This window comes from Rhodanobacter glycinis (genome assembly GCF_006438785.1).
GTDB lineage: Bacteria > Pseudomonadota > Gammaproteobacteria > Xanthomonadales > Rhodanobacteraceae > Rhodanobacter > Rhodanobacter glycinis_A.
This window is the reverse complement of sequence record NZ_RCZB01000007.1, coordinates 1-17200: the sequence shown is the minus strand read 5'-3', so window position 1 is coordinate 17200 and position 17200 is coordinate 1. Positions and strand designations below refer to the sequence as shown.

The window sequence follows — 17200 nt, the reverse complement described above, 5'->3', positions numbered from 1 at the left end:
ACGATAATCACCGGGATGAGCAAGCCGTCCGTTCAATCCGTACTCGACCTGCGTGCCGACCAATGGTTGTGGGCTGCCCGGTTTTTCAAGACGCGCAGCCTGGCCAAGCAGGCCATCGACGGCGGCAAGATCGACGTCAATGGGGCTGGCTGCAAACCGGCGAAGGCACTGCATGTCGGCGACATGTTGTTGATCACGCGCGGGCTTGAGCGACTTGAGGTCGAGGTAACGGGCCTGTCCGACAAGCGCGGACCGGCCACGGTGGCGCAGACGTTGTATCGCGAGACAGCGGCTAGTCGCGGGTTGCGCGAGGCGGCACATGAGCAGCGTCAACTGGTCGGCGCCAGCGGCCCGCTGAAGCGCCCGGACAAGCATGCCCGCCGCGATCTGCGGCGGTTGAAGGACGCGCGCTGAGCAGTGCATCGCAGATTGGCCCCCCGATCTGCGGGAACATCCAAGCCACTCAGGGGAATGCGCTGGTGCATTTCCTCAACCAGGGGATTTGCATGGACGGATTTGCACGGATGACCGGCATCGGTTTCATCAAACGCCTGCTCGGCAACACGGACGGCGAACAGGGCTCAGTGCCGCACGTTCAGGCCACTCTCGGCGCACGCATGCTGGTAGTCGACGATTCACCCACTATCTGCGCGGTACTGGGCAAGATGCTCGGCCACGAAGGCTACGCCGTGTCCAGGGCGAACGATGGCGACAGCGCCATCCAGCTGGCGCGCGACGAACAGCCCGCCCTGATCTTCCTCGACATCGTGCTGCCCGGAATGAACGGCTTCGCCGTGCTGCGTGCATTACGCCACGATCCCCTGACCCGACATATCCCGATCATGATGATCAGCGGCAACCAGCAGGCCACCGAGCAGTTCTACGTGCAGCGCTTCGGTGCCGACGATTTCATGAAGAAGCCGTTCGGCCGCGACGAGGTGTGCAAGCGCATCGGGCAACTGGTGCAGTCGGGGCGGCTGGCTGCACGAAAGCCGTCAGAGCCGGTGAGCCTGCCGCTGTCCGAATTGTCCGAGGAAGCCTTGGCCGCGATCCCGGATATCGCGATGCCTTATGCGGATGAGCCGCATGCGATCGTGCCGTCGCCGCGGCCGCGCCCCGGGCTGCAGATGGCGCACGGCGTGTACTGAGTATCCGTTGTGCGAGCCACGCAGGAGCATCCTTCGGTGTGGCCCGCATCGATGCCTCGATCGCTCATCAGCGTGGTGACCTGATGCAGCGATTCGGGCGACAGCGACCAGTAGTCCCACATCGCCGTCGCGTTGCGCATATTGGTACGCGGGTCGCGCTTCTGGGTGTGGATGAAGTCGGGGAACTTATACGGGTCGCGGATGAAGAACACTGGCGTGTTGTTTCGGACCAGATCCCAGTTGCCTTCCCCGGTATAGAACTTCAGCGCGAAGCCGCGCACGTCGCGCTCGGCATCGGCCGCGCCGCGTTCGCCCGCGACGGTGGAAAAACGCGCCAGCATCGGCGTCTGCGTCCCCGGCTTGAATACCTTGGCGCGGGTGTAGCGGGTGATGTCGTGGGTGATCGTCAACGTGCCGAATGCAGCCGAGGCCTTGGCATGCACGACACGCTCGGGAATCCGTTCGCGGTTGAAGTGCGCGTGCTTCTCGAACAGTTGATGGTCCTGCACCAGCAATGGGCCGCGCGGGCCGGCAGTGAGGCTGTTTTGGTCCTACGCGCCTTCAGTCATCAATGAAATTTGATGTTTCTGATGCAGCCGATAGTCCATGGCTATCGTGTGTTCAGGCCAGCGACTTCAACCGATACAGTGCTTCGAGCGCCTCACGCGGTGTCAATGCATCCGGATCGACCGCGTCCAGGGCCCGTTCCACGGCAGACGGCGCCGACGCGGCGAACAGGCCCAACTGCGGCGAACTCGCGGTCACGGTTTTGTCGGTCGAGGCGTGCTGGTGCATGCCTCGCTCGAGTTCGGCCAGCGTGCGCTTCGCATCGGCGATCACCGATTTCGGCAGTCCAGCCAGGGCGGCGACCTGCAAACCGAAACTGCGGTTGGCCGGGCCATCTTTCACCGCATGCATGAAGACCAGTTGCTCGCCGTATTCGACCGCGTCGAGATGCACGTTTGCGATTGACGGGAACTCGCTGGCGAGTTCGGTCAACTCGAAGTAATGCGTGGCGAACAAGGTATAAGCGCGGCTGTTGCGCGCCAGATGCACGGCGGCTGCGCGGGCCAGCGACAGGCCGTCGTAGGTGCTGGTGCCGCGGCCGACCTCGTCCATCAGCACCAGGCTGTGTTCGGTCGCGTTGTGCAGGATGTTCGCCGTCTCGCTCATCTCCACCATGAAGGTGGACTGGCCGCGCGAGAGGTCATCACCGGCACCGATGCGGGTGAATACACGATCGATCGGGCCGATCACGGCACGACTCGCCGGTACGTAGCTGCCGATATGCGCGAGCAGCACGATCAGTGCGTTCTGCCGCATATACGTCGATTTGCCACCCATGTTCGGGCCCGTGATCACCAGCATGCGGCGCGCGTCGTCGAGCTTGAGATCGTTCGGTTCGAACGGTTCGTCGCGCACCTTCTCGACCACCGGGTGACGGCCGCGCTCGATCGCGATGCCGGGTTCGTCGGTGAGCTCCGGCGCGCTCCAGTCCAGCGCCTCGGCGCGTTCGGCCAGCGTGGCGAGTACGTCGAGTTCGGCCATCGCGGCGGCGGCTGCTTTCAGCGGTTCCAGTTTTTCGGTGAGCGTATCGAGCAGTGCCTCGTACAGTGCGCGTTCGCGCATCAGCGAGCGTTCCTTCGCCGACAGCACCTTGTCCTCGAATGCCTTCAGTTCTTCGGTGATGTAACGCTCGGCATTCTTGGTGGTCTGCCGGCGTGTGTAATGCGTAGGTGCCTTGTCGGATTGCCCCTTGCTGATCTCGATGTAGTAACCATGCACACGGTTGTAGCCGACTTTCAGCGCGTTGATGCCGCTGGCAGCCTTCTCGCGCTCCTCCAGTTCGACCAGGTACTGGTCGGCGTGGGTGGACAGGCGACGCAGTTCATCGAGTTCAGTGTCGTAGCCATCCGCGACTACGCCCCCATCGCGCTGCAGTACCGGCGGCTGCATCACGATGGCGCGGGCGAGCAGCGCAGCGGCCTCCGCGTGGTCGCCGATGCGCTCGACCAGGGTGTGCAGCAGCGGACTGTCCAGCGATGCGATCTGCTCGCGCAACGTCGGCGCGGCGGCGAGACCATCGCGCAGGGTGGACAGGTCGCGCGGCCGCGCCGAACGCAGCGCCATGCGGGCGAGGATGCGTTCCAGGTCGCCGATGCCGCGCAGCTGTTCGCGCAGTGATTCGTAGCGCCGACTGTCAGTCAGCGTGCCGATCGCCTGATGGCGTTGGCGCAGCAGTTCGCGCGAGCGCAATGGCCGATTCAGCCAGCGGCGCAACAGGCGCGCGCCCATCGGTGTCACCGTTTCGTCGAGCACGCCGAGCAGGGTATGCTCGGTACGACCGCTGGGGTGCGTGTCCAGTTCCAGATTGCGCCGTGTCGCGGCATCCAGCGCGATCGTCTCGCTGGCGCTTTCCACCGCCATGCCGGTGAGATGTGGCAGCGCGCTTTTCTGGGTTTCCTCGACGTAGCCGAGCAGGCAGCCGGCCGCGGCGATCGCCAGGTTCATGCCGTCGACGCCGAAGCCGCCGAGATCGCGGGTGCCGAAAAAACGATTGAGTTCGCGTTTCGCCGCGTCGCCATCGTAATGCCATGGCGGACGCTTGCGCAGGCCGGGCAGGCTGCTGACCAGCTTTGGCCAGACCACATTTTCATCGATCAGCGTTTCGGCGGGCTGCAGGCGGGCCAGTTCGGCAGCCAACGCTTCGGCGTTGGGCACTTCGCTGAGCAGGAAGCGGCCACTGGACAGATCGACCCAGGCCAGACCATAGGCGCCAGTCGCGCCGGCCGCGATCGCCAGCAGAAGATTGTCCCGACGTTCCTCCAGCAGCGCGGCGTCGGTTACCGTGCCCGGTGTGACGATGCGCACCACCTTGCGCTCGACGATGCCCTTGGCCAGCGCCGGGTCGCCGATCTGTTCGCAGATCGCCACCGATTCACCGAGCCGCACCAGTCGCGCCAGATAGTTTTCCGCCGCGTGATATGGCACGCCGGCCATCGGAATCGGCGCTCCGGCCGATTGCCCGCGCTGGGTCAGCGTGATGTCGAGCAGTCGTGCCGCCTTGCGTGCGTCGTCGTAGAACAGTTCGTAGAAATCGCCCATGCGGAAGAACAGCAACACATCCGGATGCTCGGCCTTGGCCGACAAGTACTGGCGCATGAAGGGGGTATGTTTGGTGAGGTCGTCTTGGCTCATGCAATGCAAGTCTTGGCGTGGTCGCGCGGAACAGGTAGAACGGTGCCTCTGCGCGTGGCGCAACGTTCACTCAAGTCCGGGAGTTTCGCATGGAGTTGTCATCTGTTCCTACCGATGCCGAGTTGCTGGCGCTGGCCAGTGATGTGGCAAGCGAGGTGCAGCGGTGCCGGTTGATGCTGGTGACGGCGGAGTCATGCAGCGGTGGCTGGATCGCCAAGACGCTGACCGATCTGCCGGGCAGTTCAGCCTGGTTCGATGCCGGCGTGGTGACTTACAGCTACGAGGCCAAGGAAGCGTTGCTTGGGGTCAATCCGCGCACGCTGGAGCATACTGGCGCGGTCAGCGAGGAAACCGTGCTGGAGATGGTTTCCGGCGCACTGGCGCGCTTCGGGGCCGGCGTGGCGGTGGCGGTGACCGGGATTGCCGGGCCATCGGGCGGCACACCGGACAAGCCGGTCGGCACGGTATGGATCGGCTGGAAGCGTCGCGGCGGCTACGGCCATGCGCAGCTGTTCCATTTTCCGGGCGACCGCGAAGCGGTGCGGCGGCAGACTGTGGCCGCCGCGCTCATCGGTTTGCGCAAAACGCTGACGGAATGATGCGGTGCGGACGCTCAGGTCGGCTTGACCGGTGTGGGATACTGAGCTTGCCGCAGCCGATCTCCCCTGATCGCAGCCCGTGAGACCCGCTCCGGGCATCATGCTCCCCATTCACAGACCAACCGGAATTCAAGACGATGGATGACAACAAGCGCAAGGCACTTACTTCCGCCCTCGGCCAGATCGAAAAGCAGTTTGGCAAGGGTGCGATCATGCGCATGGGCGACCGCGTCAACGAAGCCATCGAGACGGTGTCCACCGGTTCGCTCGGGCTGGACATCGCGCTCGGCGTCGGCGGCCTGCCGCGCGGTCGCGTGGTCGAAATCTACGGACCGGAATCATCCGGCAAGACCACCATGACGCTGCAGGCGATCGCCAGCTGCCAACGCGCCGGTGGTACCGCCGCGTTCATCGACGCCGAGCACGCGCTCGATCCCACCTATGCGGAAAAACTCGGCGTCAAGGTCGACGACCTGCTGGTCTCGCAGCCGGATACCGGCGAGCAGGCGCTGGAAATCGCCGACATGCTGGTGCGTTCGGGTGCGGTCGACATGGTGGTAGTCGACTCGGTCGCCGCACTGACCCCGAAGGCGGAAATCGAGGGCGAGATGGGCGACTCCCACGTCGGCCTGCACGCCCGCCTGATGAGCCAGGCGTTGCGCAAGCTCACCGCCAACATCAAGAAGTCCGGCACCCTGGTGATCTTCATCAACCAGATCCGCATGAAGATCGGCGTGATGTTCGGCAGCCCGGAAACCACCACCGGCGGCAACGCGCTGAAGTTCTACGCTTCGGTGCGCCTGGACATCCGCCGCATCGGCGCAGTCAAGCGCGGCGACGAGATCATCGGTTCGGAAACCCGCGTCAAGGTCGTCAAGAACAAGGTGGCGCCACCGTTCCGCCAGGCCGAATTCGAGATCCTGTACGGCGAGGGCACCTCGCGCGAAGGCGAGATCATCGAGTTGGGCGTGGCGCAGAACCTGATCGACAAGTCCGGCGCCTGGTACAGCTACAACGGCGATCGCATCGGCCAGGGCAAGGAGAACGTGCGCCAGTTCCTGCGCGAGCATCCGGAGATCACCAACGAGATCGACAAGCTGCTGCGCGAGCGCCTGCTGGTGCCGGTCGGCAAGCCCGCCGCCGCCGCGCCGGAAGAGGCGCTCGAGGAAGCGTGAGCGGTGACCTGTAGCGATCCATTGCGGAAAACATGGCCCGGCTTGCCCGGGCCATGTCCGTTTGCATGTTCATGAAACGACCACCCGGCAAGGACGATTCAGCGAAGCCGAAGCGCAGCGCTTACGACAAGGCGCTTGGGCTGCTGGCACGCCGCGAACACTCGCGCCGTGAACTGAAAACCAAACTGCGCCAGGGTGGTTACGAGGGCGAGGAAACCAGCGCCGCGATCGATCGCCTCGGCGAACAGCACTATCAGGACGACGACCGCTTCGGCGAGGAGCTGCTGCGCAGCCGGATCGCGCAGGGCTATGGCCCGATGCGGCTACGGATGGAGCTGAAAACCCACGGTTTGTCCGACGCGCGTATCCGCGAACTGCTGGACGCGGCCGACGTCGACTGGGGCGCCTCCGCTGCCGCCCAGTTGCGTCGTCGTTATGGCGGCGCGGGCACGGCAGACCCCGCCGAACGTGCCCGCCGGGCGCAATTCCTCTTGCGCCGCGGCTTTGCCGCCGCCACAGTACGGAATGTTACCCACGCCGATGTGGACGAAGCTGACGACGATGTTTCCTGAGTCCCTCATCCGGGGATGATGAAGGGACTGACCGAGTGGCCGGGACGCGGTGTGGTCTTCTAACGCCAGCCATCACGATACGCATGAAAACCTCCGAAATCCGTTCGACCTTCCTCGATTACTTCCGCTCCAAGGGCCACACCATCGTGCCGTCCAGCTCGCTGGTGCCATCCAGCGATCCGACCCTGTTGTTCACCAACTCGGGCATGGTGCAGTTCAAGAACGTGTTTCTCGGCAGCGAAAAACCTGGATTCGTCCGGGCAGCGGACGTGCAGCGCTGCCTGCGTGCCGGCGGCAAGCACAACGACCTGGATGCGGTGGGTTACACCGCACGCCATCACACGTTCTTCGAGATGCTCGGCAACTGGTCGTTCGGCGACTATTTCAAGCGCGATGCGATCATCTACGCGTGGGAACTGCTGACCGGCGTATTCAAGCTGCCAGCGGACAAGTTGTGGGTCACCGTCTACCACACCGACGACGAAGCCTTCGACATCTGGAACAAGCAGGTCGGCGTGCCGGCCGAACGCATCGTGCGCATCGGCGACAACAAGGGTGCGCCGTATGCGTCCGACAATTTCTGGCAGATGGCCGACACCGGTCCATGCGGCCCCTGCACCGAGATTTTCTTCGATCATGGCGCCGACATCGCCGGTGGACCGCCTGGTTCGCCGGATGAGGACGGCGATCGCTACATCGAGATCTGGAACCTGGTGTTCATGCAGTTCGACCGTGCGCCCGATGGCACGCTGAGTTCGCTGCCGGCACCGTGCGTAGACACCGGCATGGGCCTGGAACGGCTCGCCGCCGTGCTGCAGCACGTGCACTCCAATTACGAGATCGACCTGTTCGCGCACCTGATTCGCGTTGCCGGCGAACTCACTCATACCACCGACCTGTCCAACAAGTCGCTGCGCGTGATCGCCGACCACATCCGCGCCTGTTCCTTCCTGATCGTCGATGGCGTGCTGCCATCCAACGAGGGGCGCGGCTACGTGCTGCGTCGGATCATCCGTCGCGCCCTGCGGCATGGCTGGATGCTTGGTGTGCGTGGCGATTTCTTCTGGAAGATGGTGCGGCCACTGGTCGAGGAAATGGGCGCGGCCTATCCCGAGCTGACAGCGAAGCAGTCGTTCGTCGAGGACGCGTTGCGCATCGAGGAACAGCGCTTTGGCGAGACGCTGGAGCACGGCATGCGGCTGTTCGACGAAGTGGCAGGCAAGTCCGGAAAAATCATTCCCGGCATCGATGCGTTCCGTCTGTACGACACCTATGGCTTCCCGGTCGATCTCACCGCGGACATCGCTCGCGAGCGAGGGCTGGAAGTCGACATGGACGGTTTCGAGAAGTCGATGAACGAACAGCGCGAGCGTGCACGTGCTGCCGGTCGTTTCGAGGCAAAAGGACAGATGCCGGCCGAGCTGGCCAGCCAGCTCAAACCCACGGTGTTTCTCGGTTATGAAGTGCTGCACAGTGAAGGCAGCATGGTGCTTGGCATCGTACGTGGCGGCAAGCAAGTCGATCAGCTTGTTGAGGGCGAGCAGGGTTTGCTGATCCTCGATCACACACCGTTCTACGCCGAGTCGGGCGGGCAGGTGGGTGACACCGGCGAGTTAGTCGCCGCCGCTGGTCGCTTCGAAGTCGGCGATACGTTGAAGATGGGTGGCGTGTTCTTCGGTCATGCCGGTCGCTGGGTTGGTGGTGAGCCCTTGCGTACCGGCGATGTGGTCGAGGCACGCGTGGATGCCAAGCGAAGGCAGGCCATCGTGCTCAATCATTCGGCCACCCATCTGCTGCATGCGGCATTGCGCAAGGTGTTGGGTGACCACGTTACGCAGAAAGGTTCGCTGGTCGCGCCGCAACGGCTGCGTTTCGACTTCTCGCACTTCAAGCCGATGGGTGCCGACGAGCTGAAGAAGGTCGAGGCCATGGTGAATGCCGAAGTGCGTCGCAATGCAGCAGCCGAGGTGCGCAACATGGCCTACGACGACGCGATCGGTTTCGGTGCAATGGCGTTATTTGGCGAGAAATACGGTGATGAAGTGCGCGTGCTGAAGATGGGCGATTTCTCCTCCGAGCTGTGCGGCGGTACGCATGTCGACCGTACCGGAGACATTGGCCTGTTCAAGATCGTCAGCGAGGCGGGTGTCGCCTCCGGCGTGCGTCGCATCGAGGCGGTCACCGGTGATGGTGCGCTGGCGTACGTGGCCGATGAGGAGCGTCGTCTGGGCGAGCTGTCGCAGCTGCTTTCCAGCAGCGGCGACGATGCGGTGGAAAAGCTGCGTCAGCTGTTTGATCGCCAGAAAAAACTCGAGCGCGAACTGGATTCGCTGCGCAGCAAGGCAGCGGGTTCTGCCACTGCCGACCTAGCCGGTTCCGCGACGGATATCGATGGCATCAAGGTGGTTGCCGCGCGACTGGAGGGGCTTGATGCCAAGTCGTTGCGTGACAGCGTGGATCAGCTCAAACAGCAGCTCGGCGATTGCGTGATCGTGCTGGCCGGAGCGGCCGATGGCCACGTTTCGTTGATCGCCGGCGTGCACGGCAAGGCGCTGGGTCGGATCAAGGCCGGCAGCGTGGTCGCGCATGTCGCCGCGCAGATCGACGGCAAGGGTGGCGGTCGTTCGGACATGGCCCAGGGCGGCGGATCGGACTCACCCCAGCTCCCGGCGATCCTGGCTGCGCTGCCGGCATGGGTTGCCACGCAGTGATCCGAAAAAATACCAACCTGAACATGCCATTTGTCACGATTCGAACACATTGCGCCCGACAATGACGCTCAGTTAGTATCGACCGCGTGTCGACATTGCCTGTACGGCGGTGTCGCCAGTCAGGACGCTCAGGAGTGTTTTGGCTGTGAGCCGGGAAGGCGGTAGGGCCTTCGACGGATCAATCGTCGAACTGCGGACGGACGGACGCTCAGGGGTGAGGCACCGTCATGCTGCAGGCCTGTGACCAACAGCTTTATGGAGAGTAGCAATCATGTTGATTCTGACCCGCAGGGTCGGTGAAACCCTGATGATCGGCGACGAGGTGACCGTCACCGTTCTCGGTGTGAAAGGCAATCAGGTGCGCATCGGCATCAATGCACCGAAGACTGTCGCCGTCCATCGCGAAGAAATCTACCAGCGGATCAAGGGCGAGCACGAGACGGGCAGCGTGCCGCCTGACGAGTCCGCCGAACACTGATGATGAATTAAGCCTTTACCTCGACCTCGCCGGTCAGTATCCTTGCCGGCTCCGCAGTGATGCGGGAAAAACCCGGAGAGATGCCCGAGTGGCCGAAGGGGCTCCCCTGCTAAGGGAGTATAGGGTCAAAAGCCTTATCGAGGGTTCGAATCCCTCTCTCTCCGCCAGATACGCAATTAAGCCCCTGATTCTAGGGGCTTTTTTGTTGCTCATCGCTCGAAGCCCCTACCTTAGTCCCTACTAGCCAATCCGCTTACGGACGGACTGCTACGGACGGTGGGCGAGCGCTATTCGCGCGGCGATTTCCGCCTCGCGCGGAAGGCGGGTCGGTAGGTAGTGCCGGTTCATCCATGCGACACGTGCCTGCACGTGCAGGCATGGTGTAAGGGGTGGTTTTCGGCCGCTACTGGCATGTACCCTGCGATCAGGGGCTATTCACAGGACGAGTCATGAGCATGGAATGCAACTGGGGGCGACAATGAAAGTCAATCAGACTGGCATCGTCTGTGCCACGCGTCCGTTCAGTTACGTGAGCGCGGACCACGCGAAATCCGCTGACACAAAGTTCGCTCGTCGCACTAGGCGCATCGGGCGCTGCCGTTAGTTGGAGCATTGCATGCCATATACAGTTGCCGTTTCCTTCGACCAGTTCCACGACAAAATCAACCTCGGCGGCGACCATCGCAGCACAGCCAATGGTCGCAGAGACGACATCGTCTCGAAACTCAGCAAGTCATTAGGAATTGTCGAAGCGTTTAGCGCCGGATCGATACCTAAGTACACAGCTCTGCGGCAGCATGCCGATCTAGATGTGATTGTGGCGCTGCATTACGACAGACACATCAAAGACAAAACCCCAACCCAAGTCCTTCAAAGCGTCCGCGACGCATTGTCGGAGTGGCGGACAGGAGTTCGCCGCAATGGGCAAGCTGTCACTCTTAGCTATACGACTTGGCCGAATGTGGACGTTGTTCCTGTTGCCAGGGTGGTAGATGGGAATGGAAACGTAACGCATTACAACGTACCCGACTCGAACACTGACAAATGGATCGAGTCCAAACCGAAAGAACATGCCGCAATTATCGAATCAAAAGCGTCGACGTGTGGCCCCAATTTCAGGAGGATCATCAAGATGATCAAGCACTGGAATCGTATCCACAGTGGCTATCTTCAGAGTTACCATATTGAAGTGTTGGCGATCAACGTTTTTGATGCCGATCTAAGCGATATGCCTTGGCAGATCTTCCAGTTCTTCAGCAAAGCCCGAACACAGCTTGAGAACTACATCTGGTACGGAACCGGTCTCGCCGATGACTACCTTTCTTGGTCTGACAGGCAGGAAGTGCTAAAGCGCTTCGATACGGCAATTGAAAAAAGTAGGAATGCTTGGCACAAGACATATGGAGATAATCACGATGACAAGGGCGCCATCGAAATCTGGCGGCAAATATTTGGGAATGAATTTCCAGCCCATGGGTAAGACAAATGTCACGCTCTGATCCTATTCGAAAAGAGTATTTCAAGGCTGTAGAATTGGGCGACAAGGTTTCGGATTTCCTCTTTTATCTTGGAGCCTTCCTTTCCATTGTCTGCCTTCTTGTTAATCAGGCAAATTTCCCAGCTATTTCGTCGGCGGTGCTGATTGCTTTTGGCGTGTCAGCGCTATCACTGTTCGTCATGGGTCTAGTTTCTCGTCTGTACCTTACGCCGCGCGCGCAAGACAAGCGCCTTCAGGAATTTTTTAGCAGTGCTTGGGGCATTAGCCTGATTCATCAGAAAACGGATGGCTACTACAACAATGAGTTCGCCGATCCCATTAAGCGAATGGCCGCGCAGGTACTAGAGAATAGTCACTTCAGCAAGGCAGTTTCTCTGCGAATGGCGAGGGCTGAGCGTGTAAGGATAATCCTGTACGTTTCACTCTGGCTGGTCTGCGTACTTTGTAGGCAAACCGACCTCGGTGTAGTTGTAGCAGCGTCGCAAGCAGTGTTCAGCGAGCAACTTGTCTCGCGATGGATTCGACTCGAATGGCTGAGAGTTCGGTTCGAGAAAACGTTTGACGACGTTTACAAGCTATTTCAGTCGCAACCGCCTGTCGATCAATTTCATGCGATGGCATTTGAGGCTGTCTCTTTATACGAAACTGCCAAAGCGAACGCGGCAATAACATTGTCATCAAAGATTTTTGATGACATGAATCTATCTCTCTCCAATGAATGGGATGTCATCAAAGCAGCCTTGCGCTTCCAATAGCAATTTGCGCCGCGCATCCCATGTTTATTTCCACAGCGTAACGGGCACAATGCGCAACGGAAGAGGATGCGGTTCGGAGCGCGGCTTGCGCTCGCCCGGTTCTAGCAGCCCATGGCGCTTCAGGTACGCATGCTGGGTTTCAAAGATCGGCGGGGCTTCCGGATCGCCACACCAGTCCGGGATGCCGAAGGCGTAGGACGGCGCGATGTTGAGCACTTCGTGAAGCGGCTTGCCTTCGCCGAAGAGGCACTGGCGCCCGCCGCTCGGGGCTTGGTAGCGCCACCAACAAGACGGGCGCGTACCTGGGTGAGCCGCGATCCAGTCGATGAGGATCGCTGGGCCTTGGACTTCCCATAGCGGTCGCATGACCGGATCGAAGTTGCGATCCATCGCGAGGAAGGGATTGGCGTCTGCCGGCGGCGGTGCGTCGGTCAGGATCGCCCAGTGAACTGGGTCGATGGGCGGGTGGCGAACACGGGTGCGATAGCGGCGATTGGTAGGCATTGCGTCTAACTCCCTGCCGGGCGTCCGGGCTGGGCGTGTAATGGCTCGATGTCGAGATGAAGCGCCTTGAAGGCGGCCAGCATCTGCGTGCGTGAGGCGCGCTCTGCGGGCAGAAGCGGATGGGCCTTCAAGTAGCCGAATCTGTCGAGCACCTGCGGGCCGTCGCGCTGGATCGCCTGCTGACATTGCTTCAAACGGTCATACGCTTCCAGACCTGTCTGGAGCAGGAGCAGGCCTGCTTCGTCATTGATCTCATAGTCAGCCAGCAGACGCTTCCATATGGCTCCCCCTTCAGCCGACAGGGACTTGGGCGGCAGTCGCTGCTGGGTCTTCGTGGACTTGATTGCGGGTGGGGCGGGGGTCTTCATGATTTTTTTCGTTTCAAAACCTTCATTGCACATTAAAAAAATGAACGGGGACGGATTCCCGTGGATGGGCCGGAGGGGTGTTCACTCCCCCCGGTCGGACGTGGCCTCAATGCACGACATGGACTGCTGGACGCTCCGCGAGCACAGCGCGGAAGCGGATGCTGGATGCCGGGGCGTCATCGTCTTCCACCGCGTAGTCGGCAATCGTGGTCAGCTCCAACGTGGGAATGCCATTGACGTCGATGACCCGCACGTCCAGCTGAACAACATCAGCGCCAGCGGCTCGGACTTCAGCAACTTGTTGCTGGATAGATGCCCAGGTGTCGGGATAGGCGATGCGCGCTTTGTCAGGGGTCATTTCGATCTCCCGTCGCGACCTGCTTTGACGGCGAGTTGCCACGCGGACGATGCACCCGGTTCTTCGCGGGTCGAAGTGACCGCGTGCCACATGCTGCCCTTGTGCGTGGCGAGGTCGCCGCGTTCGTACTCGCCAGAGCGCTGCCACGTGCCACAGTATTTAACGCCACGGGCCTCGATCCGCTCGATGCGTTGCTTGAGCAACTTGTTGGCGCTGAGCATGGTTTGCATAAGCCGCATCAGGTCGCCATAGGTCGCTGGTGCAGCCTTTTGCTTCGGGGTCATCTTGGCTGTGAGCTGATCGAAGGTTTCCATCAGACGATCCCAGTCAGCACGGCGACACCGGAAGCGCGATGATTCTCCCAGTTGGCGCGAATAAGCACCTTCCACGCGACGGATGATGTCTGGAAGAGACTGACCTGCTCCACGGGCGACGTCGGGGAATCTGACATAGCAAGTGTGGCGTTCTTTGCCACGTCCATCTGTACATCGTCGATGTTGTAGGCGATGCCGGTCGGGTCGATCAACGCGAGCTGACCGCCGCTGGAATCGCGCGGCGAGTCGATAGTGGTTACAAGCGGAATGCCGAGAATCGCACCTCCGCGCGGGCCACATTCCGGAAAGAGGAACGCATCATTGGCCGTCTGTACCATCGCCAGCGCGGTCGCTGTATCCGGATCGGTGACGAAGTACGCAGCGGAGATGTCACCCTTGAAGGCCGCGATCAGCACCTTGATGTCGGCGACGGCGTTGCCGGTGGCGGCCACTGTAGGAGCGCCAAATGTTATGGCAGCAGGAGTGACGTTGGCGGTGCCCGCGTTGGCAGGGTTTAGCAGGGCGATATTGACCGCGGCGGCGCAAGCGGTTTGAAGGTCGGATTGAAGGCCTGCTTCTGCCAATGGGTCGAGTGAGCTGATGGCTTCCTTCGTGCTGACCACGAGCGCATAGACCTTGAGCGGGCGAAGCGTGGAACCTTCTACTGACTGCTTGCTCAGAGGGATGGGTGCAGCTTCGGCGACGAAGTGGCCGCGCGCCCCAGACGACAGCTTGCGTGTGCGCGTGTTGAATGGGGTGGGGCGCGCGCCGCGAAGTTGGCCGAGCACTGACTTGTCAACGACAGTGCTGATGAAGGCGGTGGCGATACTCTCGTCGAGTAGTTCGGATGAATTCAATGAAGCGATAGCCGCTTTTGCGATACGCGGGCCATCCGATCCATAGCGTGCGGCGGTGAATGCTTCCACGCCCTGAGCCCCACCGACAGAAGCTTTGGTGACGGCGATGCGAATGAACTCACGGCCTTTCATATTGGGGATTTGCATAATGGTTAGCTCCGGTCGGGTGAAGGGGTGGATTAACTCGGAGCGTAATCCATTGCGATTTTAAAAATGGCCATGCATGGACATTCATGCCATATCCCATTCTTCACCCGTCTTTTGAAAATGTTTCCATTTTGCCAATGACTTCAATTCATACGAATATCGCGAGCCGTCTACTGGCAGGTTGAAATAGGGCGGACCATTATTTACTGAGCGCAACATTGCTAATTTCTTCTTCCTGATTCCTAGCAGCGCTGCCGCGACAACTTCTGAAACTCTTCCGTCGGTAATCGCATAATCGTTTTGCGCGCATATAGCGGCGAACTGGCTTGTCAGTTCCTCTACCAGGTCGGGCGCGGCATCCGGATCGGCGAAGCGGTGACCGCAGCATGGGCATTTGTTAATCATGGTCGTTTCTCGGTTCGATGCGGCTCGCTGCCGGGGCGCGGACGCCTTCCGCGATGATCGGTGCTGTACCTCGTCTAGCCTCGGCGATGCGCGGCCCGCCTAGGCCTGTTTCCGGTCGCTTACGCCACAGGGCGAAGGGTCTGCCGGGCGGTTAGGCGCGACGCAAGCGACGCTTTTTTGCTATACCGCTCTCCTATACCTCTCTCCCTCTTCCTCTTTTCCTTTGTCCTCGGCAAATAAGGAAAAAATGCGTCGCTTGCGTCGCGTCCCAGCTCCGGCAACGCCTTTTGCGTCGCTAATTGCGTCGCTTTTCCGTCGCCAATTGCGTCGCTTCGGAGATTTCGCCTCGGCAGACTCGCCGCTCGCTACCCAGCTCCGGGGGCGGCGTCGCCAGCCGCGACGCAATTCGCGACGCAATTCGGAGGAAAAGCGACGCATTCCGCGACGCAATTCACGGCGATGATTTCACGGCATCGCCCGTTGCTCATGGCGCACATCCCGTCCATCAAAATGCCATCTTCTTGAGACCCAGCCCGACAATCCGCCGCGCACCATGACCAGCGACACGCGTAATTTTCGGCCCAAGCATCGCTGCGACCTTCCGGCTGAGGACTTGGGTGTTCATAGGTGGAGCGTGGCGAGCTTCGTTCCATTCGTTGTAGGCATTGCCCAGCACTGAGTTCTCAACGGACTGGTCACGCGCAACAACGCAGCGATCTTCAATGAACTCCGCCACTGGGTTATTCTCGTTGTACCACTCCGAACGCGCATCGACCGATGATTGCGGCTCCTGAAACTTCCCACGTGCTATCAACCTCTTGTAACCTTCAATAGACCACAACGCGATGCCGGGCAATTCTCTCTCCAGCTTGGCAGCTAGCTTCGTATCCTCACGTCCATAAAACGATTCAGTCAGATTAATTATCAAGAACCGTGAAGTAATCGCATCGCTATCGTCACCAAGTTGTGGCATCGAGTTAGCCAGCATCATCACGCGTACCCCGAGTTCAAGCGTCAGTGCGGTTTTATTTTTTCGCGAGACGTCTACCTGATCGCAACCGATGATCCGCAACAGCATCTCGATTACGGCGGCAGTATCTTGGCGGGTTGAAAGACGGGCATCGGATATGAGGCACATCCGCTTGTCCACCATATGTTCGAGTCCAAACGTGTCCCCCAGCGCCTTCAGCGACGGACTCGCCACCATGCTTTTACCAAGCAGCTTTCGCAGCACGCCACCAATGACACCCTTACCAGCGCGCTTCGGGCCGACAACCAGTAGACCCTTCTGCGCCCAGGTATCGCCGCTGAGCATGTACCCCATCCATTCCTGAAGCAGCTGCACATCGTCGGTTCGATCCGCGAAGAGTTCATCGACGAAGTTCATCCACACTTTCGGCTCTGGCGCGTTCTTGTCGAACCTCCACTCAGCACCGTTGGGCATGAAGACTTCTTGGTTGGACCACTGCTCGCCCGTACGCATGTCGGTGATCTGACCAAGCGTCACCATCTTGCCGCTCGCATCCATCGCCTTCGGTTTCGGCAGTAGATGAAAAAAGGGAGCCTCAACGTGCGACGCTGGTCCGCTGATGTTGCCGAGTTGAAAGCGCAAGGAGAGCGTTTCCCGTCCTGTCCGCCGCCGTCATCCATTGGCCCGGGCTTTTGGCCCTGCCGATCTTCAGATCGGACAATTCTTCAAAATGCGCGCGCCATCTTCTGCCCATGGTTTCACCCATGAGCGCACGCTGGGCTTGTCTGAGCGGCAATGAACAAGTTGAGACAAGACTCCCGCGCAATTGGCGCAGTTAAGCCATTTGTGTAATGACCCAGCACTTCCTGCACAGGTCAGGCCGCTAAAGCATAAGCCTCGGCGGGGGTCTTCATGCCCAGCGCCTGATGGGGGCGCCGGTGGTTGTAGAACTGGATCCAGTCGCCAATCACGCGCATCGCGTGCTGCTGTGTTTCGAAGCGATGCCGATGCGCGCACTGCTCCTTCAACGTGCGGATGACACGCTCCACCATGCCGTTCTGCTGTGGGCAATGTGGTGTGATGAATTCCTGCCGCAGGCCATAGCTGCGTACCAGTCGCGTGTAGTGTCGGCTGGTAAAGACC

At 60.6% G+C, this 17200-nt stretch carries 18 protein-coding genes, 1 tRNA gene and 1 pseudogene; 10 read left to right on the top strand and 10 right to left on the bottom strand.

The features are described from left to right. The first annotated feature begins 15 nt into the window (after positions 1-15). Together EAH75_RS18080 and EAH75_RS18075 are read left to right on the top strand one after the other, a co-directional pair. Positions 16-414 (top strand): RNA-binding S4 domain-containing protein, encoded by a 399-nt coding sequence (locus tag EAH75_RS18080; RefSeq protein ID WP_140654352.1) that lies wholly within the window; start codon positions 16-18, stop codon positions 412-414. A 92-nt stretch (positions 415-506) separates the two neighbouring features. After that, the gene (locus EAH75_RS18075) at positions 507-1148 is read left to right on the top strand and encodes a response regulator (protein WP_140806433.1); all 642 of its coding nucleotides are present in this window, start codon (positions 507-509) and stop codon (positions 1146-1148) included. Between the two features lie 50 nt (positions 1149-1198). Here EAH75_RS18075 and EAH75_RS18070 read toward each other — a convergent pair. Next, positions 1199-1699: pseudogene (locus EAH75_RS18070) on the bottom strand (catalase); the annotation flags it as partial. A 70-nt stretch (positions 1700-1769) separates the two neighbouring features. After that, complete coding sequence (gene mutS / locus EAH75_RS18065; RefSeq protein ID WP_140806432.1) at positions 1770-4346, bottom strand: DNA mismatch repair protein MutS; 2577 nt, start codon at positions 4344-4346, stop codon at positions 1770-1772. Positions 4347-4435: 89 nt separating this feature from the next. Here mutS and EAH75_RS18060 point away from each other — a divergent pair, with 89 nt between their 5' ends. The 8 genes from EAH75_RS18060 to EAH75_RS18025 all read left to right on the top strand — a co-directional run bounded on the left by EAH75_RS18060 (position 4436) and on the right by EAH75_RS18025 (position 12134). Then, a complete protein-coding gene (locus EAH75_RS18060) occupies positions 4436-4945 on the top strand; it encodes a CinA family protein (protein WP_140654346.1) in 510 nt (169 codons plus the stop codon). A gap of 137 nt (positions 4946-5082) precedes the next feature. Further along, the gene (gene recA / locus EAH75_RS18055) at positions 5083-6120 is read left to right on the top strand and encodes a recombinase RecA (protein ID WP_140654344.1); all 1038 of its coding nucleotides are present in this window, start codon (positions 5083-5085) and stop codon (positions 6118-6120) included. A 65-nt stretch (positions 6121-6185) separates the two neighbouring features. After that, positions 6186-6692: a regulatory protein RecX gene (locus EAH75_RS18050; RefSeq protein ID WP_428993524.1), complete on the top strand. Its 507-nt coding sequence runs from the start codon at positions 6186-6188 to the stop codon at positions 6690-6692. Positions 6693-6775: 83 nt separating this feature from the next. Continuing rightward, the gene (gene alaS / locus EAH75_RS18045; RefSeq protein WP_140806430.1) at positions 6776-9403 is read left to right on the top strand and encodes an alanine--tRNA ligase; all 2628 of its coding nucleotides are present in this window, start codon (positions 6776-6778) and stop codon (positions 9401-9403) included. Positions 9404-9674: 271 nt separating this feature from the next. After that, on the top strand, positions 9675-9881 hold the full coding sequence (gene csrA, locus EAH75_RS18040; RefSeq protein WP_140806428.1) for a carbon storage regulator CsrA: 207 nt from the start codon (positions 9675-9677) through the stop codon (positions 9879-9881). A 74-nt stretch (positions 9882-9955) separates the two neighbouring features. Next, positions 9956-10048: transfer RNA gene (locus EAH75_RS18035), tRNA-Ser, on the top strand. 449 nt (positions 10049-10497) lie between these two features. Continuing rightward, a complete protein-coding gene (locus EAH75_RS18030) occupies positions 10498-11361 on the top strand; it encodes a nucleotidyltransferase domain-containing protein (protein ID WP_140806427.1) in 864 nt (287 codons plus the stop codon). Positions 11362-11366: 5 nt separating this feature from the next. Then, a complete protein-coding gene (locus tag EAH75_RS18025; protein WP_140806426.1) occupies positions 11367-12134 on the top strand; it encodes a DUF4149 domain-containing protein in 768 nt (255 codons plus the stop codon). A 24-nt stretch (positions 12135-12158) separates the two neighbouring features. On the opposite strand, the gene EAH75_RS18020 is transcribed toward EAH75_RS18025, so the two are convergent. The 8 genes from EAH75_RS18020 to EAH75_RS17985 all read right to left on the bottom strand — a co-directional run. After that, positions 12159-12638 carry a hypothetical protein gene (locus EAH75_RS18020; RefSeq protein WP_140806425.1) on the bottom strand — a complete coding sequence of 160 codons (480 nt, stop codon included), beginning with the start codon at positions 12636-12638 and terminating at the stop codon, positions 12159-12161. A gap of 5 nt (positions 12639-12643) precedes the next feature. Continuing rightward, positions 12644-13006 carry a hypothetical protein gene (locus tag EAH75_RS18015; protein ID WP_140806424.1) on the bottom strand — a complete coding sequence of 121 codons (363 nt, stop codon included), beginning with the start codon at positions 13004-13006 and terminating at the stop codon, positions 12644-12646. 106 nt (positions 13007-13112) lie between these two features. Beyond that, a complete protein-coding gene (locus EAH75_RS18010; protein WP_140806422.1) occupies positions 13113-13364 on the bottom strand; it encodes a hypothetical protein in 252 nt (83 codons plus the stop codon). Continuing rightward, complete coding sequence (locus EAH75_RS18005; protein WP_140806421.1) at positions 13361-13678, bottom strand: hypothetical protein; 318 nt, start codon at positions 13676-13678, stop codon at positions 13361-13363. The genes EAH75_RS18010 and EAH75_RS18005 overlap by 4 nt, the downstream gene beginning before the upstream one ends. Continuing rightward, positions 13678-14682, bottom strand: a complete 1005-nt coding sequence (locus EAH75_RS18000; protein ID WP_140806420.1) for a phage major capsid protein — start codon at positions 14680-14682, stop codon at positions 13678-13680. Before EAH75_RS18000 ends, EAH75_RS18005 begins: the two co-directional genes overlap by 1 nt. Positions 14683-14766: 84 nt before the next feature. After that, positions 14767-15087 (bottom strand): hypothetical protein, encoded by a 321-nt coding sequence (locus tag EAH75_RS17995; RefSeq protein ID WP_140806419.1) that lies wholly within the window; start codon positions 15085-15087, stop codon positions 14767-14769. Between the two features lie 505 nt (positions 15088-15592). Beyond that, entirely contained in the window at positions 15593-16699 is a 1107-nt protein-coding gene (locus EAH75_RS17990) for a DNA primase family protein (RefSeq protein ID WP_140806418.1), read from the bottom strand. A 233-nt stretch (positions 16700-16932) separates the two neighbouring features. Further along, a partial coding sequence (locus EAH75_RS17985; protein WP_140806416.1) for an integrase core domain-containing protein occupies positions 16933-17200 on the bottom strand: 268 nt, incomplete at its 5' end.

What these genes read in the sequence shown, in the direction of transcription:
- EAH75_RS18080 (WP_140654352.1), top strand. Translation starts at nt 16, where the DNA reads ATGAGCAAGCCGTCCGTTCAATCCGTACTCGACCTGCGTGCCGACCAA.
- EAH75_RS18075 (WP_140806433.1), top strand. Translation starts at nt 507, where the DNA reads ATGGACGGATTTGCACGGATGACCGGCATCGGTTTCATCAAACGCCTG.
- mutS (WP_140806432.1), bottom strand. Translation starts at nt 4,346, where the DNA reads ATGAGCCAAGACGACCTCACCAAACATACCCCCTTCATGCGCCAGTAC.
- EAH75_RS18060 (WP_140654346.1), top strand. Translation starts at nt 4,436, where the DNA reads ATGGAGTTGTCATCTGTTCCTACCGATGCCGAGTTGCTGGCGCTGGCC.
- recA (WP_140654344.1), top strand. Translation starts at nt 5,083, where the DNA reads ATGGATGACAACAAGCGCAAGGCACTTACTTCCGCCCTCGGCCAGATC.
- EAH75_RS18050 (WP_428993524.1), top strand. Translation starts at nt 6,186, where the DNA reads ATGTTCATGAAACGACCACCCGGCAAGGACGATTCAGCGAAGCCGAAG.
- alaS (WP_140806430.1), top strand. Translation starts at nt 6,776, where the DNA reads ATGAAAACCTCCGAAATCCGTTCGACCTTCCTCGATTACTTCCGCTCC.
- csrA (WP_140806428.1), top strand. Translation starts at nt 9,675, where the DNA reads ATGTTGATTCTGACCCGCAGGGTCGGTGAAACCCTGATGATCGGCGAC.
- EAH75_RS18030 (WP_140806427.1), top strand. Translation starts at nt 10,498, where the DNA reads ATGCCATATACAGTTGCCGTTTCCTTCGACCAGTTCCACGACAAAATC.
- EAH75_RS18025 (WP_140806426.1), top strand. Translation starts at nt 11,367, where the DNA reads ATGTCACGCTCTGATCCTATTCGAAAAGAGTATTTCAAGGCTGTAGAA.
- EAH75_RS18020 (WP_140806425.1), bottom strand. Translation starts at nt 12,638, where the DNA reads ATGCCTACCAATCGCCGCTATCGCACCCGTGTTCGCCACCCGCCCATC.
- EAH75_RS18015 (WP_140806424.1), bottom strand. Translation starts at nt 13,006, where the DNA reads ATGAAGACCCCCGCCCCACCCGCAATCAAGTCCACGAAGACCCAGCAG.
- EAH75_RS18010 (WP_140806422.1), bottom strand. Translation starts at nt 13,364, where the DNA reads ATGACCCCTGACAAAGCGCGCATCGCCTATCCCGACACCTGGGCATCT.
- EAH75_RS18005 (WP_140806421.1), bottom strand. Translation starts at nt 13,678, where the DNA reads ATGGAAACCTTCGATCAGCTCACAGCCAAGATGACCCCGAAGCAAAAG.
- EAH75_RS18000 (WP_140806420.1), bottom strand. Translation starts at nt 14,682, where the DNA reads ATGCAAATCCCCAATATGAAAGGCCGTGAGTTCATTCGCATCGCCGTC.
- EAH75_RS17995 (WP_140806419.1), bottom strand. Translation starts at nt 15,087, where the DNA reads ATGATTAACAAATGCCCATGCTGCGGTCACCGCTTCGCCGATCCGGAT.